Annotated in this window: 14 protein-coding genes; 6 read left to right on the top strand and 8 right to left on the bottom strand. The window is 66.7% G+C overall.

Features of this window, described 5'->3' with window-relative positions; all coding sequences use genetic code 11:
- Nucleotides 1-48: 48 nt before the first annotated feature.
- Both FJW07_RS01735 and FJW07_RS01740 read right to left on the bottom strand, forming a co-directional pair.
- Nucleotides 49-1,578 carry an ABC transporter substrate-binding protein gene (locus tag FJW07_RS01735; RefSeq protein WP_140854045.1) on the bottom strand — a complete coding sequence of 510 codons (1,530 nt, stop codon included), beginning with the start codon at nt 1,576-1,578 and terminating at the stop codon, nt 49-51.
- Between the two features lie 146 nt (nt 1,579-1,724).
- Complete coding sequence (locus FJW07_RS01740) at nt 1,725-3,299, bottom strand: NAD(P)/FAD-dependent oxidoreductase (protein WP_140854047.1); 1,575 nt, start codon at nt 3,297-3,299, stop codon at nt 1,725-1,727.
- A 120-nt stretch (nt 3,300-3,419) separates the two neighbouring features.
- Here FJW07_RS01740 and FJW07_RS01745 point away from each other — a divergent pair, with 120 nt between their 5' ends.
- The 6 genes from FJW07_RS01745 to FJW07_RS01775 all read left to right on the top strand — a co-directional run bounded on the left by FJW07_RS01745 (nt 3,420) and on the right by FJW07_RS01775 (nt 10,699).
- A complete protein-coding gene (locus FJW07_RS01745) occupies nt 3,420-4,211 on the top strand; it encodes a cyclase family protein (RefSeq protein WP_140854049.1) in 792 nt (263 codons plus the stop codon).
- Between the two features lie 306 nt (nt 4,212-4,517).
- Nucleotides 4,518-6,089: an NAD(P)/FAD-dependent oxidoreductase gene (locus FJW07_RS01755; RefSeq protein ID WP_140854051.1), complete on the top strand. Its 1,572-nt coding sequence runs from the start codon at nt 4,518-4,520 to the stop codon at nt 6,087-6,089.
- Nucleotides 6,089-6,571, top strand: a complete 483-nt coding sequence (locus FJW07_RS01760; RefSeq protein ID WP_140786253.1) for a MarR family transcriptional regulator — start codon at nt 6,089-6,091, stop codon at nt 6,569-6,571. Before FJW07_RS01755 ends, FJW07_RS01760 begins: the two co-directional genes overlap by 1 nt.
- A 41-nt stretch (nt 6,572-6,612) precedes the next feature.
- Nucleotides 6,613-8,766 carry an indolepyruvate ferredoxin oxidoreductase subunit alpha gene (locus tag FJW07_RS01765; RefSeq protein ID WP_140854053.1) on the top strand — a complete coding sequence of 718 codons (2,154 nt, stop codon included), beginning with the start codon at nt 6,613-6,615 and terminating at the stop codon, nt 8,764-8,766.
- Nucleotides 8,759-10,345 (top strand): indolepyruvate oxidoreductase subunit beta family protein, encoded by a 1,587-nt coding sequence (locus tag FJW07_RS01770; RefSeq protein ID WP_140854055.1) that lies wholly within the window; start codon nt 8,759-8,761, stop codon nt 10,343-10,345. Before FJW07_RS01765 ends, FJW07_RS01770 begins: the two co-directional genes overlap by 8 nt.
- A gap of 84 nt (nt 10,346-10,429) precedes the next feature.
- Nucleotides 10,430-10,699 (top strand): hypothetical protein, encoded by a 270-nt coding sequence (locus tag FJW07_RS01775; protein ID WP_140854057.1) that lies wholly within the window; start codon nt 10,430-10,432, stop codon nt 10,697-10,699.
- A 350-nt stretch (nt 10,700-11,049) separates the two neighbouring features.
- Here FJW07_RS01775 and FJW07_RS01780 read toward each other — a convergent pair whose 3' ends face one another.
- The 6 genes from FJW07_RS01780 to FJW07_RS01805 all read right to left on the bottom strand — a co-directional run bounded on the left by FJW07_RS01780 (nt 11,050) and on the right by FJW07_RS01805 (nt 15,767).
- The gene (locus FJW07_RS01780) at nt 11,050-12,240 is read right to left on the bottom strand and encodes a DUF1501 domain-containing protein (RefSeq protein WP_140854418.1); all 1,191 of its coding nucleotides are present in this window, start codon (nt 12,238-12,240) and stop codon (nt 11,050-11,052) included.
- A gap of 69 nt (nt 12,241-12,309) precedes the next feature.
- A complete protein-coding gene (locus FJW07_RS01785) occupies nt 12,310-13,767 on the bottom strand; it encodes a DUF1800 family protein (RefSeq protein ID WP_140854058.1) in 1,458 nt (485 codons plus the stop codon).
- A gap of 93 nt (nt 13,768-13,860) precedes the next feature.
- Nucleotides 13,861-14,148 (bottom strand): hypothetical protein, encoded by a 288-nt coding sequence (locus FJW07_RS01790; RefSeq protein WP_140854060.1) that lies wholly within the window; start codon nt 14,146-14,148, stop codon nt 13,861-13,863.
- A 112-nt stretch (nt 14,149-14,260) separates the two neighbouring features.
- Nucleotides 14,261-14,707, bottom strand: coding sequence for a periplasmic heavy metal sensor (locus FJW07_RS01795; RefSeq protein WP_140854062.1), 447 nt, complete (start codon nt 14,705-14,707; stop codon nt 14,261-14,263).
- Nucleotides 14,704-15,153, bottom strand: coding sequence for a hypothetical protein (locus FJW07_RS01800; RefSeq protein ID WP_140658262.1), 450 nt, complete (start codon nt 15,151-15,153; stop codon nt 14,704-14,706). Before FJW07_RS01800 ends, FJW07_RS01795 begins: the two co-directional genes overlap by 4 nt.
- 74 nt (nt 15,154-15,227) lie before the next feature.
- Complete coding sequence (locus FJW07_RS01805; RefSeq protein ID WP_140854064.1) at nt 15,228-15,767, bottom strand: RNA polymerase sigma factor; 540 nt, start codon at nt 15,765-15,767, stop codon at nt 15,228-15,230.
- Between the last annotated feature and the right edge of the window lie 36 nt (nt 15,768-15,803).

Below are 15,803 nucleotides of genomic sequence, written 5' to 3' on the forward strand. Positions count from 1 at the left end.
ATGCGCGCCGTCTTGCGGACGGCGCGCGTGGCAATCCAAGACCGACGATCAGGCGGCCGGCGTCATCAGCGCCGGCAGCAGCGCGCCGGACACATGCTGCACGACATTGACCTTCTTCGAGTGCACGATCGGCTGCGCGTATTGCATCAGCGGCAGCACATAGGCCTGTTCGGCGATGTATTTGTCGACGGCCTTCCAGCCGGCAATGCGCTTGGCCTCGTCCTTCTCGCCCCACAGCGGGTTGATCATGTCGATCAGGTCCTGGCTGTCCCACACCGAATGCGGGCTCGGGCCGTACATGGCGAAGCCGGTCGAGGTGGTCGGGTCGCCGATGGAATTGCCCCAGTTGTAGAAGGCGGCCGGTGCCAGCTTGTCGGCGGCGCGCAGCTCATAGTGCTTGGCGATCTCGTAGACCTCGATATTGGCCTCTATGCCGACCTTGCGCCACATGCCGACGATCGCCTGGATCATCTCATAGTCCTTGGGCTTGAAGCCCTTGGTCGTCTGGATGGTGAACTTCACCGGCTTATCCGGCGAGTAGCCGGAAGCGGCGAGCAGTTCCTTGGCCTTGTCGGGATTGTGCTCGACCTTGATCGAGGCATCGAAGGCCGTGTATTCCGGCGTCTCCAGCGTCGCGATCGGCTGGCCGTAGCCGCGCAGCAGCCGCTTCACCAGCAGATCCTTGTCCACCGCCATCACGGCCGCCTGGCGGACGTTCTTGTCCAGCATCGCCTCGATGTCGTTGAAGAAGATCATGCCGATGTCGGAAACGTTCTTGATCGAGCCGGCCAGCCCGTCCTTGGCGATCAGCCGGTCATATTCCTCATAGGGAATTTCGAGCGTCACCTGCGAGGAACCGGATTCGATCTCGGCGACACGGCTCGCCGCGTCGGTGACGAACTTGATCGTCACGTTCTCGAAGGCCGGCTTCGTGCCCCAATAGTTCGGATTGGCCTTCAGCCGCAGGAAGGCGTTACGCTCGAACTTGTCGACCATATACGGCCCGGTGCCGATCGGCGCCTTCTCGAAACCTTCGGCGCCGACCTTCTCGTAATAGGCCTTCGGCAGGATGTAGCCGGTCAGGAACGACATCCACTTGAAATAGACCGGGTCGAACTGCACGACGTCACCAGTGATCTTGTTGCCGTCGATCTTGAAATTGTTGACGTTCTTCCAGACGAACTGGATCGGGTTGCCGGTCTTCTCGTCGCCGGCCCGTGTCAGCGACCACACCACGTCTTCGGGTGTGAAGGGCGAGCCGTCATGCCATTTCACGCCCTCACGCACCGTCATCATCACCTTGGTGCGGTCGTCGTTCCAACCCCATTCGGTGAGCAGGCCGGGCGTGAAGGAAAGGTCCGGCTTTTGGCCGATGATTTGGTCGAACACCGACTGGTAGAGGCCCTGGATGGTCGGGTTCACCGCCGAGGGTCCGGTTGTCGGATCCCAGGAGGGCAGGTTGACATTGTAGGCGATGGTGAGCTCGTCCGCCGCCTTTGCCGCCCTCGGCAGGCCGAGCGTGGCGGCGCCAATCGCTGCCGCGCTATATCCGAGCAAGTCGCGTCTGTTGATGGTCATGGTCGTTCCCCTTGTTGGTTGTCATTTGTCCGCGCGGCGTTTTCATTCGGTGGTGGGCAACCGCGCTTGTCCATCCCGGAATTCTAGCTCTTTGTTGGAGCATGATCTTTCTCCGAAAACCGGTTCCCGCTTTTCGGGATCATGCTCTAGTTCCCTCCCAGCTGTTGGGCGAGCAGGAAGCCGGAGCCTGCGCCCGTACCGGCGCCGGGCCATGTCGCGGCGCCGGTGAGGAAGAGGTTCGATACCGGCGTGCTCCAGCGCGCGAAGCCGCGCGCCGGGCGGAAGAGGAAATTCTGCGCCAGATGATGGCTGCCGCAGATCTGGTCGCCGCCGACAAGGTTCGGGTTCTCGCGTTCCAGATCGAGCGGCGAGAACACCGCGCGGCCGAGGATTTTTTTACGCAATCCCGGCGCGTAGCTTTCGATGATGTCGAGCACGCGCTCGGCATAGGCGTCCTTGACCGCGTCCCAGTGAGCGGGCGCGATCTTGCTGGCTGCGTCGCCAAGGATCTCCGCCGGCAGCATGCGCACCTGCACCCACAGCACATGCTTGCCTTGCGGCGCGCGCGACGGATCGACCGCCGTCGGCTGGCCGACGACCAGCACCGGCTGGTCGGGCAGCAGGCCGGCGATCGCCTGCTGGTAGACACGCGACATGGCGTCGAGCGACGGCGCGAGATGCACATAGGCGAACTGGCGAAGTTCGGCGCCGGCGCTCCAGTCCGGCAGGTCGTCCAGCGCCAGGTGGATCATCATCGTGCCCGGCGCATGGCGGAATTTCTTCATCGCCGCATCGAAGCCGGCGTCGCCAGAGCCATTGGGCAGCAGCTTGCCCGGCAGCGCCTTCGGCGCGACACCGGCAATGACGGCGTTGGTCGCGCTATGGGTTTCGCCGGATGCCAGCCGCACGCCGGTCGCCATGCCGCCGGAAACCGCTATCTCGGCGACATCCGCGCCGGTCGTGATCTTGCCGCCGGCCGCCGTCACCATGCCGGCCAGCGCGCGGATGATGGTGTCGGCGCCGCCCTTGCCCAGCACCATGCCAAAACTCTGGTTGGCCATCGATTCCAGATAGGGGAACACGGCGCCGCCGGCGATGTCGGGCGCGAAGTCGAGATGCATGCCCCAGGCCGCGAGGGTCGTGCGCACATGCGGCGTCTCGAAATTTTCCTCGAGCCAGGCGCGAGGCGATGACAGCAGCAATCGAGCCGTATCGAGAGCGCCGGCGATGCCCTTCTTGCGCCACAGGTTCCAGCCCGTGCCAGCCAGCGCCTTTGCGCTCATCGGCGAGCCCAGCAGGCGGAACAAATGTTCGGCTTCCCCTGGAAAGGCGCCGACCAGGCGGCGCCATGCGGCTGCATCCGCCGACGAGAAGGCGGCCAGCCGCGACACCGTCTTTTCGAGGTCGTTGCTGACGCCAAACCATGTCCCGTCCGGAAAGGCGCTGGCGAAACAGTCGCCCACCGGCGCGAATTCCAGCCCGTGTCCTTTCAATTCATTTGCATATTTCCGGTGAAAGGCGGAGCCGGCGAAGAGGCTTAGGTTCATCGCGCCGAAATCGTGCCGGAAGCCGGGAAGCGTGTATTCGGCGGTCCGCACCGCGCCGCCGATTGCTTCGCTGCGCTCGAAAACCGCTATTTTCCAGCCCTTGAGCGCCAAATGCGCGGCGCATGCCAGACTGTTGTGGCCCGCCCCGACAAAGATGGCGTCGAACTCGCTCACGCCCCGCCCCAAAATGCTTTATGCTTAAAGATAATTGCAGATGCATATGTTTTCGTCTAGTAGGTATATTAAGGGCCGCAACGAGCCTTGATGATCACCGACAAGAGGGAACGAAAGACCATGGACACGCAGAAACTCCTCGGCGAGGTCGCCGGCCAGCTGCTCTCGGGCGCCATCAAAGTGGTCGACCTGACGGCGCCGCTCGGTCCCGATACGCCGCTGATCAAGCTGCCGCCGGAACTCGCCGTCGACACGCCGAAGGTCGAGATCCACGAGATCTCCAAATATGACAAGAACGGCCCGTGGTGGGCCTGGAATTGGCTGAAGCTCGGCGAGCATTCGGGCACGCATTTCGACGCGCCGCAGCACTGGATCACCGGCAAGGACTATCCGGACGGCGCCACCGACACCATTCCGGCGCAGAATTTCATCGGCCCGGTCAACGTCATCGACTGCTCCAAGGAGTCGGCGGCCGACCACGACTTCCTGCTCACCGTCGACCATATCAAGGCCTGGGAAGCCGAGCATGGCGCCATCAATCCCGGCGAGTGGGTGGTGATGCGCACCGACTGGTACAAGCGCAACGGGTCGGAAGCCGAGTTCCTCAACGCCAACGAGACCGGCCCGCACACGCCCGGCCCGACGGCGGAAGCCATCCAGTTCCTGATAGCCAAGGACATCAAGGGCTGGGGCTCGGAGACGATCGGCACCGACGCCGGCCAGGCCGGCGGCATGGAGCCGCCATTCCCGGCGCACACGCTGATGCACAAGGCCAACCGCTATGGGCTGGCCAGCCTCTGCAACCTCGACCAGCTGCCGCCGAAGGGCGCGATCCTGATCGCCGCTCCGCTCAAGATCGAGCGCGGCACCGGCAGCCCGATCCGAGCGCTGGCGCTGGTGGCGGGCAAATAGGCGAGGCGGCGGTCTTCGGGAGAAGATCATGGTCGCGGGCGATGGAATGATGACAGCGAGAGAGTGGCAGCCTGGCAAGGCCGGCGCTCTACGGCGCCCCCCTCTGTCCTGCCGGACATCTCCCCCACGAGGGGGGAGATTGGCTGTTTCGGCGCCCCGCTCAATCCTGCACCGTGGACAGTTGGCGAAAGCCGCGATGACGGCTGATCTCCCCCCTCGTGGGGGAGATGTCCGGCAGGACAGAGGGGGGCGCGAAGGAACTCGGCTTCACGCAATTGACGCTCCCTTACCCGCGAGCACCCTACAATGACCGCCGTCGATCACATCATCGTCGGCAGCGGCATCAACGCCCTGGTCTGCGCGGCGATGCTTGGCGCCAAGGGCGCCAAGGTGCTCGTGCTCGAGCGCAACGACCGCATCGGTGGCTGCATGCGCACCGAGGAGATCACAGCGCCAGGCTTCGTTCATGACGTGATGGCCACGACCTTCGTGCTGTTCATCACGTCGCCGGCTTTTGCCGCGCTCGGCAAGGACCTTGCGCGGCATGGGCTGGACTTCTGCCACACCTCCACGCCGACAGGCGTGCTCACGCCCGACGGCAGCCATGCCGTTATCACCACCGACCGCGCCGCCAACATCGCGGCGCTGAACCGAATCGCCTCCGGCGACGGCGACCGTCATGGCGGCGATGTCGGCGATATCGAGCGCAACGCCGGGCTGCTGTTCGGCCTGCTCGGCGGCGCGCTCTGGTCCTATCCGACAACGAAGCTCATCGCCGGCGAGGCCTGGCGGCGTGGCCCGCGCGACCTTGCCGCCTTCATGGGCGGGGCGCTGGTGCCCGCGCGGGGTTGGTTGGAAACGACTTACACATCCGACATCGTCCGCGCGCTCTGGGCGCCCTGGGTGCTGCATGCCGGGCTCGGCCCGGAAGACGCCTTCTCCGGCCAGATCGCCAAGGTCATCGCCTTCGCGCTGGAGGCCGCCGGCGCGCCGATTGTCAAGGGTGGAGCAAAGAACCTGCTCGCCGCCTTCGAGGCGCTGATCAGGGAACGCGGCGGCGAAATCCGCGTCAACGCCGACGTCGCCTCGATCGTCCAGACAGGCGGCCGCGCCAGCGGCGTCCGGCTCGCCTCCGGCGAAACCCTGAGCGCCGCGAAGAGCGTCATCTGTTCGGTCACGCCGACGCAGCTCTATGGCCGTCTGCTCGGAGGGGATGCCCCAAAGCGCGACGTTGAAGCGACGCACGTTTATCGCTACGGCAAGGGCAATTTCCAGATCCACTACGCGTTGAACAAGCCGCCGGCGTGGCGCGGCGAGGGACTCGACAAGGTGGCACTGCTGCATCTGACGCCGGGTTTGGATGGCGTCTCAAAAGCCTGCAACGAGGCAGTGCGCGGCCTGCTGCCGGAGGTGCCGACGATCTGCGTCGGCCAGCCTCATGCGCTCGATCCATCGCGCTGCCCCAAGGGCAAGGCGATCCTTTGGCTGCAACTGCCCGAGGCGCCGCGCCACATCAAGGGCGATGCCGCGGGCAAGCTCGAGGCGCCGGCCGACGGCCGTTGGAGCGAGGCGTTGCGCGAGGCCTACGCCGACCGCGTCGAGGCGATCCTCGCCAACCACATCGACGGTTTTCGCGCGAGCGTGATCGCGCGCCGCGCCTATTCACCGGCCGATCTCGAAGCGATGAACGTCAACCTGGTCGGCGGCGATCCCTATGGCGGCTCGTCGACCATCGACCAGTCCTTCCTGTGGCGGCCGTTCAAGGCCAGCCGCAACCATGAGACCGGCATCAAGGGCCTCTATCATATCGGCGCCTCGACCCATCCGGGCGCCGGCCTCGGCGGCGGCTCCGGCTTCCTTTTGGCGGGGAGGCTCTGATGGAACAGAAACTCGCCGAAAAACGCCAGCGCATCTCCACCCTCGGCCAGATCGGCCTGCAGCAGTTCGCGCCCTATCTGATGAACCGCATCATGGGCCGCTACAACGCCACGCTGCGCGACGACTTCCGCAAGCAAGGCCTGACCATTCCACAGGTGCGCACGCTCGCCGTGCTCTCGGTCACCGACGGCGTCACCGTCAACGACCTCTCGGTTTACACAGTGATCGAGCAGTCGACCTTGAGCCGCACGCTCGACGCGCTGGAAGGCCAGGGCCTGGCGCGGCGCGAGCAGGGCGTCACCGACAGCCGCTTCCGCCATGTGTTCCTGACCGATGACGGACGCGCGCTGTTCACGCGCGCCTGGCCGGCCATGCACGACGCCTTCGAGGCGATGTTCGACGGCATCGACGATGCCGAATATGCCGCGCTGATCGCTACATTGCAGAAGATGCTGAAGAACATCCGCAAGCACGAGATTTAGTTGTACGCGCCGCCGCTTGGCGGCAACGGAAGGAGGCAGAGATGGCCGAACGGTCTTTTGCCAAGGAAGTCGAAAAGCTCAGGCTTGGCGCCGGCGAGGAATTCGCAGGCGAAGGCATCCTCGCCATCACCAAGGCGCTGCTGCAATGCGGCGTCGGCTATGTCGGCGGCTACCAGGGCGCGCCGATCAGTCATCTGATGGACGTGCTGGCCGACGCGCAGGATATCCTGGGCGAGCTCGGCGTGCATTTCGAGGCGAGCGCTTCGGAAGCGACCGCCACCGCGATGCTCGCCGCTTCCGTGCATTACCCGATCCGCGGCGCCGCAACCTTCAAGTCGACCGTGGGCACCAATGTTGCTTCGGATGCGCTCGCCAACCTGGCGTCCGGCGGCGTCACCGGCGGCGCGCTGATCATCGTCGGCGAGGACTATGGCGAAGGCTCCTCGATCATGCAGGAGCGGAGCCACGCTTTCGCCATGAAGAGCCAGGTCTGGCTGCTCGACCCGCGTCCGAACCTGCCTTCGATCGTCAAGGCGGTGGAGGACGGCTTCGAGTTGTCGGAGGCCTCCAACACGCCGGTTATGCTGCAGGTGCGCATCCGCTGCTGCCACGTGCACGGCCACTTCATCGCCAAGGACAACAGGCGCCCGCCAATGTCGGTCGCCGATGCGCTTGCCGCGCCGCGCCGCGACACCGGCCGCATCGTGCTGCCGCCCGCTTCCTTCCTGCATGAGAAGGAGAAGGTCGCCAAGCGTTGGCCGGCGGCGGTCGATTTCATCAAGAGCCGCAAGATCAACGAGATGTTCGGGCCGGACCATGGCTCGGTCGGCATCGTCATGCAGGGCGGCATGTACAATTCCGTCATCCGCGCGCTGCAGCGGCTGGGCCTCGCCGACACCTATGGCGACACCGACGTGCCGCTCTATGTGCTGAACGCCGTCTACCCGCTGCTCGACGACGAGTTCCTGTCCTTCTGCGAAGGCAAGCAGGCGGTGCTGGTCGTCGAGGAAGGCCAGCCCAATTACATCGAGCAGGCCTTCGCCGCGATGCTGCACAAGGCCGGCCGCGGCACCAAGCTGGTCGGCAAGGAACATCTGCCGATGGCCGGCGAATATACCGGGCAGGTCATGCTCGACGGCATCGGCTCCTTCCTGCGGGCGCACGCCCCGCATCTGCTGCCGGGCGAGGTGCGCGCGCCGAACAAGCTGGGCGAGGGCGTCGATACGGCCGATCTCATCAATGTCGTTCCGGGCCGCCCGCCGGGCTTCTGCATAGGCTGCCCGGAGCGGCCGATCTTCGCTGCGACGAAACTGGTCGAACAGGAGCTCGGCAAGCACCACATCGCCTCCGACATCGGCTGCCATCTGTTCTCGATCATGCCGCCTTTCGAGCTCGGCGCCACCACCATGGGCTATGGGCTTGGGCCGGCTTCTGCCTCGGCCTTCAATTCGCCGGACGCAAAACGCCGCTCGATCTCCTTCGTCGGCGACGGCGGCTTCTGGCACAATGGCCTGACCTCCTCGATCGGCAATGCGGTGTTCAACAAGAATGACGGCGTCATCGTCATCGTCGACAACTTTTACTCGGCCGCCACCGGCGGCCAGGACATCCTGTCCTCGCGCGCCTCGAACCGCACCAAGTCGACCAAGCATCCGATCGATGAAGCGGTGAAGGGCATGGGCGTCAAATGGCTGCGCCACATCGACCGCACCTATGATGTCGGCAAGATGCAAGCCGCGCTGCGCGAGGCGCTGACCACCGAGGAGAAGGGGCCGAAAGTCATCGTCGCCTCGTCCGAATGCATGCTCAACCGTCAGCGCCGCGAGAAGCCGCTGGTCGACAAGGCGATCAAGGGCGGCGAGCGCGTGGTGAAGCCGAAATTCGGCGTCGACGAGGACATCTGCACCGGCGACCATGCCTGCATGCGGCTCTCCGGCTGCCCGTCGTTGTCGGTCAAGCCGCTCGACGATCCGCTGCGCGACGATCCGGTCGCCTCAATCGACCAGAACTGTGTCGGCTGCGGCAATTGCGGCGAGGTGGCGGATGCGGCCGTGCTATGCCCGTCCTTCTATCGCGCCGACGTCGTTCACAATCCGGGCCGCTGGGACCGTTTCCTGGAAAGCGCGCGCCGCGCCATGATCGGCCTGTTGCAGCGGCGCCGCGAGAGCCGCCGTTTGATGTTCGCCGATGCTTGACCACAACGCAGCGCTGCGCCCGAAGACGGGCGCTTCTGATGACGAGCGGGTGATAAAACTCGCCGTGCTCGCGGTCGGCGGCCAGGGCGGCGGCGTGCTTGCTGACTGGATCACCGACGTCGCCGAGCGCAACGGCTATATCGCGCAATCGACCTCCGTCGCCGGCGTCGCCCAGCGCACCGGCGCGACGATCTATTACATCGAGATGGCCCGCAACGCCGGCCGGCTGCCGGTCTTTGCCCTGTCGCCCTCGCAGGGTGACGTCGATATCCTCATCGCCGCCGAACTGATGGAGGCCGGCCGCGCCATCATCCGCGGTTTCGTCACACCCGAGCGCACGACGCTGATCACTTCCTCGCACCGCATCGCCGCCGTCTCGGAGAAGATCGAGCCAGGCGATGGCCGCGCCTCGTCGGAGAAGGTGCATGCGACGGCGCAAGCGGCGGCCAGGCGCTTCATCGCCTTCGACATGGAAAAGATCGCCGCCGACAACGGCACGATGATTTCCGCCAGCCTGCTCGGCGCGCTGGCCGGCTCCGATGCGTTGCCCTTCACCCGCGAAAGCTACGAACAGGCGATCGGCGCCGGCGGCCGTGGCGTCGGGCCAAGCCTCGCCGCCTTCGGCGCGGCTTGCGATCGTGCGCGGGGCATTGCTGCCGCTCCGGCGGGTGACGAGGCAGAGGCGAAACCTGCCATTGCTCAACCCAGGCCAACGGCGAGCGTCAGTGGGCCCGAAACCTTGCTGAAGGGCTGGCAGGAGCTTGCCGGCCGCGTCGCGGCACTGCCGGTGCCGGTGCGCGACATGGCCGAACGCGGGCTGAAGAAGGTCGTCGACTATCAGGACATCGCCTATGGCGGCGAATATCTCGACCGGCTGGACAAGGCCGTCGCGCTCGACAATGCGGAGCGCGGCTACGCGCTGTCGATCGCCGCGGCAAAGCATCTCGCCAATGCCATGTGCTACGACGACATGATCCGCGTCGCCGATCTGAAGACGCGCTCGACCCGCGACCGGCGCGTGCGCAAGGAAGTCGGCGTCAAGGAAGGTTCGGTCCTGCAGGTCACCGAATATTTCCATCCGCGCATCGAGGAGTTCTGCGACACGCTGCCGGCGGGGCTGGGCAGCTACATCGAAAGCCGGCCGAAGCTCGCCGCCTTCCTCGACCACCGCATCAATCGCGGCCGCCACATCCGCACCGACAGTTTCACCGGCTTCGCCATGCTGTGGTTCATCGGCGGCCTGCGCCGCTGGCGCCGCAGCCTGCTGCGCCACAGGGTCGAGGTCGAGCATCTGGAGCGCTGGTACGATCTGGCGCTCGGCTATGTGCCCCAGGACTACGCTTTGGCCACCGAAATCCTCAACTGCCGCCGGCTGATCAAGGGCTACAGCGACACCCATGCGCGTGCCCAGTCGAAATTCGACCGCGTGCTCTCGGCGCTGCCCATGCTGAAGGGCAGGGACGATGCCGCCGACTGGATCCGCCGCCTGCGCGAGGCGGCGCTGAAGGACGAGAAGGGCGAAATGCTGGACGGCGCGCTGAAGACCGTGGCGACGCTCGATGAAGGCGGCGCCCGCTAACGAAGACGTGATCCGCACCGCTCCGACGGAATTCGGCCCTGTCCCCCGTTTCAGGGAGGTAGGGAGAAATTACGGAGACAACGCATGTTCGCAAAATACTTTCTGCCTCTCGCCATGGCTGCCGGCACGTTGATGCTGTCCAGTGTCGGCTCGCAGGCCATGCCGATGGCCAAGCCGGATGCTGCGTCACCACCGGTCGAAACCGTCGGCTGGCGCTGCGGTCCCGGCCGGCACATGAACCGCTGGGGCAGATGCGTGCCGAACGGCCGGGTGATCATCCGCCCGATGCACGTACGCCATTGGCACCCCGGCTTCTGGTATCACGGCCGTTGGCATGCCGGTTTTTGGGGCTGATGATCCGTCGAGGGATCGACGCCCGCGCCGGAAACGGCGCGGGCGTTTTTCGTTGAGTTCCCATGCAGTTAATTCGGTGAGCCTTCGCGCCAGCGATCGTGATTGGCCGAAGCCCCTCAACTTCGTCATCCACGGGCGGAGCAAGGAGCGAAGCGACGCAGCGCAGACCTGAGGATCCATTCCGTGCCTTTGGCCGAGGGATGCAGCGGAGCAGAATTCTGCACCGCGGCGACGCCTCAACGTCGCGGAATGGATTCTAGGGTCTGCGCGCGTCGCTTCGCTCCTTGCTCCGCCCTAGAATGACGATGACAGCAGACCCCGCACCTGTCACCGATGGGCATAGCCGAGGCTCACGCCACCAGATCCCGCATCGGCTTCACCGCCGCCGACTCCGGAAACACCTTGTCGCCGAGCACCGCCGCCGACAGCCCGAACTGATCCGCCAGCAGCCCCTTCAGCACCGCGCGCACATCGCTTGTCGGCGCCAGGTCGCGCTGTTCGTAGAGCTGTGCCGGCTTCAACCCCGGCCAGTCGGCGATGACGCGGCCGCCCTTGATCGCGCCGCCGGCGAGCAGCACCACCGTGCCGGTGCCGTGGTCGGTGCCGACCGTGCCGTTGATGCGCGCCGTGCGGCCGAATTCGGTGATCGCGACGACCGACGTGTCGCGCCAACGCTCGCCGAGCCCCGTCTCGAATTCCTCGAAGGCGCCGTCGAGGCCTCCGAGCAGATTGGCGAGCCGCCCCGTGGCGCCGCCCTCGTTGACATGCGTGTCCCAGCCGTCGAAGGCGAGCGCGGCGATACGCGGCCCGTCATCGGCGGCCATCAGCCTCGCCGCGCCTTGCGCCGACTGACGCATGCCGGCGGCATTGTCGAGGCCGCCTCTGGGTTTCATCGTCTTGCCGTCGAGCTGGTCGCCCATCGCCATCCGGTCGGCGTCGAGGCCTTTCTGCAGCGCCGCCGCCAGCAAAGGATCGCGATGGTTGTAGAGGTCGAGCACGCGCTCCGCCAGCGCATCGCCAGGCGTCGGCAGGGCCTGTGGCGCCCAGCCGAGCACGGGTGCTGCGCCGCGGATCACCAGCGGCGTCGACGGTCCGACCGCGAGGCCGCCGAGTTTCGCCACGCGTTCGCCCGCCGGCAGGCTGGCCAATGCCCGGTTGAGCCAGCCGGTGGTCGCGTTGCCGGGACCGGGCAGGCCGCTTTCCAGCACGTTCTGGCCGTCGAAATGCGAGCGGTCGCGGTAGCCGGTCGCGGCCGCGTGCACGACGGCCGCCTGGCCTGCCTTGAACAGGCGCGCAAACACCGGCATTGCCGGGTTGAGGGCGAAGAAACCGTCAAGCGGCAATGCCGGGTTGGCGCCTGAGAGCGAAAGCGCGATGTCGCCATGCAGGCCGGCATAGTCTGGATCGCCAACCGGCCCGACCGTCGACAGCCCGTCCAGCGCGCCGCGCAGCACGATGACGATCAGGCGCGGGTCCCGATTGTCGGCCGCTCGGGCAAAGCGCGGCAGGTAGGCCCAGGCGAACAGCGCGCCGCCGGTCATCAAGACGGCACGGCGGGACAGGTTGGGAGTTTCGCAGAGAAGGCTCACGGGTTCATCTCCATTGCTAGGTCACCGTCGCTGGAATTCCGGCGCCATCAACAGCAGCGCCAGGCCCTGCTGCTTGGACTCCGCCCGCGAAATTGCCTGCCGTGTTTCGGCCGAGACGGACGCACCGATCAGCGACGCCAGCGCCTCGTCGGGGTCGCCGATGTCGTCCGCCTGCTTCGCCGCCTGCCAGGCGATGTCCAGCCGCGTCTTGAGACCCTCGGCGGAAGCCCATGCATCCGTCTGGTCGGGAAAGCCGTTCGGCCCCGGCGGTTGCCATAGCGGTTGGCCAAGCACGCTCAGCCAGCGAAGCGACCGTTGCGGCTCGTTGCCGGCGGTGGCGCCGACCGCGCGCCGCAGCGCCACGACAAAGTCCAATGGCGCGCGCAGCTTCGTCAGCGGCGTCGACCAGGCTTCGGGCATGTCGATCAGCGTCAAGGCGATCGCGCGCAGGTCGCCATCGGTCTTGGTGAAGACCGTGGCCAGACGGGCGACAGCCGCCGGCGGCGGATCGTCCGCGATGAAATGGCGCGCAAGCTTGGTGGCGATGTGCCGCGCAGTGGCCGGATGGCGGGCAATGTCGTTGAGCGCCGCCTCCGCCTGGCCCATGCCGCCGTCGGGATAGGTCTTGCCGAGCAGCACCGCCTTGCCCGGCTGATGCGCATTGGCGTTGAAGATGAAGCTTCCCGGCTCTCCCAGCCGCCCCTCGCGTCCAGCCATCATCCAGCCGGTCAGCATGCCGGCGAAGCTGGTGACGTCGGCTTGGGCATAACCGCTGCCGACGCCCAGCGTATGCAATTCCAGAACCTCGCGGGCGAGGTTCTCGTTGAGGCCGCGTCCGCGTCGCTTGCCGGCTCGGGAATCGGGGCCGATGGACTGCTGGTTGTCGAGATAGAACAGCATGGCCGGGTGGTGCTCGACCGCCAGCAGCATGTCGGCGAAGCGGCCGAGCACGAAAGGGCGGATCGCCTCGCGCTCGAAGGCGCCGGCGCACGCCCGCACGACCGGTGCCTTGGCGACGGAAACGCAGAAATGGTTCGACCAGAAGCCGACCAGCCTCTCGACGAAGCCCGGAGTCGCGGCCAGCGCCTTGTCGAAACGGGCCTGCGCTTCGTCGCGATAGATGTCGGCCTCGACACGCGGCACCGCGGGTTTGGCTTTTGGCCCGGTCGGGCCGGCCGGGTCTTCCGCGGCTGTCGGCTGCATCGCGGCCGCCGCCTTTTCATCCCGCGCCGCCTTGCGCTCCATGACCGCCGTCATGCTGGCCTGGATCGCCGCCGTGCTGTCCAGCAACCCGGCATTCTCCGGGTCGTCGGGGGAAATGAGCGCGATGTCCTGCTGCCTGATCTCGACCTTGAGGTAGCCGCGCGGATCGGCGGCGATCTTGCCGAGGTTGTCGCCAGTTTTTGCTCCGAAGCCGAAGCGATTGAGCGCGACCAGGGCGGGGTCCGGCGAGACGGAATTTGAGACCGGTGCGGCCAATGAAGCCTCCGTTCCGAACCGACGCTTCGGCCGGCAGGTTGCATGGATCGGGAAGGGCGCTCACGACGCCGGCCGCAGCACATGAGCGGGCCGTCACCAGCGGCGCCAGTGGTGCCAGCGGTGGTAAGGATGCCAGACCGGGCCGATATAGACGCGCGGTCCGCCCCAGTAATAATAGCCGGGATAGATCACGCGGCGATTGGGGACGCAGCGGCCCCAGTGGTTGGGATGCCAGCCCGGCCCGCAGCCCCAGGCGACACGCTCGATGAGCGCCGGCGCCGGCGCAGCCGATGCGATCGGCATCGCCGAGGCGGCGCTTGCGGCGGCCGTTCCGCCGATGGCGAGCGCTGCCGCGATCGAATATTTCGTCAGACTGTTCATGGGATACTCCCGAAAGTTTCGAGGTTGAAGAGAACCTGCCCGCCGCCGAAGGCGGTCACAGGCCTGTCCCTCTTTCCCTTGAACGGGGCGTGCTCGCCCTTTCCGTCGCCGCCTATGGCATTTTTTTTGCAGGCGCCGGCGGCTGCCTGCCGGCGCGCCGCATCAGGGCGTCCGCCAGCAGCTGGCGGTCTTCCGCCGATCCCGAGGCGGCGAATTCGATGATGCGTTGCTCAAGCCGCGCCCGCACGGTGACATCGGCATTGCGCGCGCGCTCGAGCGCCGCCGCAAGCGCGTTGCTGTCGAGCGTCGGCTGCTGCAGAAGGTTCGCCGCCTCGCGCCGAGCGGCCTGTCCGTCGAGGATCACGTCGCGGGACTCGCGACGCACCTCGCGCAGCGCCTGGCGGAAGACCTTGCGGTCGACGGCCGGCAGCCTGCCGCCGGCCGATTCCAGCGAAAAGCCCGGATTGGACTTGCCGATCAGCCAACCCGTCCCGCCGGCGAGCGCGCCGATCAGAAAGACATTCAGCACCAGGGATGCCGCGACGAGACGGGGGTTCATAGGTCCTCCTCGGCCTGGTCGGCGTCGGGACCGGCATCGCCGAACGACGTCGCATTGGCATCCATCACATAGTGGTCGGAGGGAGCGTCCGGGGCAACGACGGTCACCAGCGCCAGCCCAGCCACGGCGCCGGCCAGGCCGGCACCGGCAAGCCCGAAGCCCAGCCACCAGAACCGGCGGTGGCGGCCCTGCCTGACCTCGGTCGCGGCGCGGGCGACAATGGCGCGATGGAGCGCCGGGCCGGGTGCTTCGACGCGATGCCGGTCGAGCATGGCGTCGAGCCTGCCGGCGCGCGCCAGGATGGCCCGGCCCTCCTCGGTATCGGCAAACAGCATGGCGGCGGCCTGTTCGGCCGGCGGCCAGCGGTGCAATGCGCCGCCATAGGTATCCGCCAGCGCGGCGAAGCGCCCGGCATCCATCGGCCCGCTTGCGGTCTTCTCAGCCATCTCGTTCCCCCTTCCACCGTTTTGACGTGGCTCCCCACGCCGCAGTTCTCAAAATTCGCAGTCCCTTCGAGGTCTCAGTCATCGCCATCTCCCGCGAGCATGGCCTGCAAAGCGCGCCGGCCGCGCGCGAGCAGGCTTTCCAGCGCATCGACGCTGACCTGCATGGCGCCGGCGGCCTCGATGTTGGACAGCTCCTGATAATACACCAGCACGATCGCCTCGCGCTGGCGCGGCGCGATACGCTGCAGCGCCTGGCTGACCCTGCGCTCCTCGTCGCCCGGCATTGCATCTGGAAGCGGCGCTTCATCGGCCACCTCCGGCGGCTCGTCCGTCGTCCATTCGCGCCGGCGCCGCAACCGGTCGTAGCAGAGATTGAGCGCGACGCGGTGGATCCAGGTGTCGAAGCGCGCCTGCCCCTGGCGCCAGCCCGAGGCGTGGCGCCAGATGCGCACGAAGGTTTCCTGGGCGACGTCCTCCGCCTCCGCCGCGTCGCCGAGCATCCGGGCGGCCAGGGCCAGGATGCGCGGCAGCTTGCGCGCCACCATCGCCTGCACGGCGCCGGGGTCGCCGGCGCCGATGCGGCGTACCAGTTCCTCGTCCGGATCGGCGCCCATCAACCCGGGCGCTCGCGGCTGTCATTATGCGGCATA

The sequence above is a fragment of the Mesorhizobium sp. B3-1-9 genome (assembly GCF_006439595.1).
Classification (GTDB): Bacteria; Pseudomonadota; Alphaproteobacteria; order Rhizobiales; family Rhizobiaceae; genus Mesorhizobium.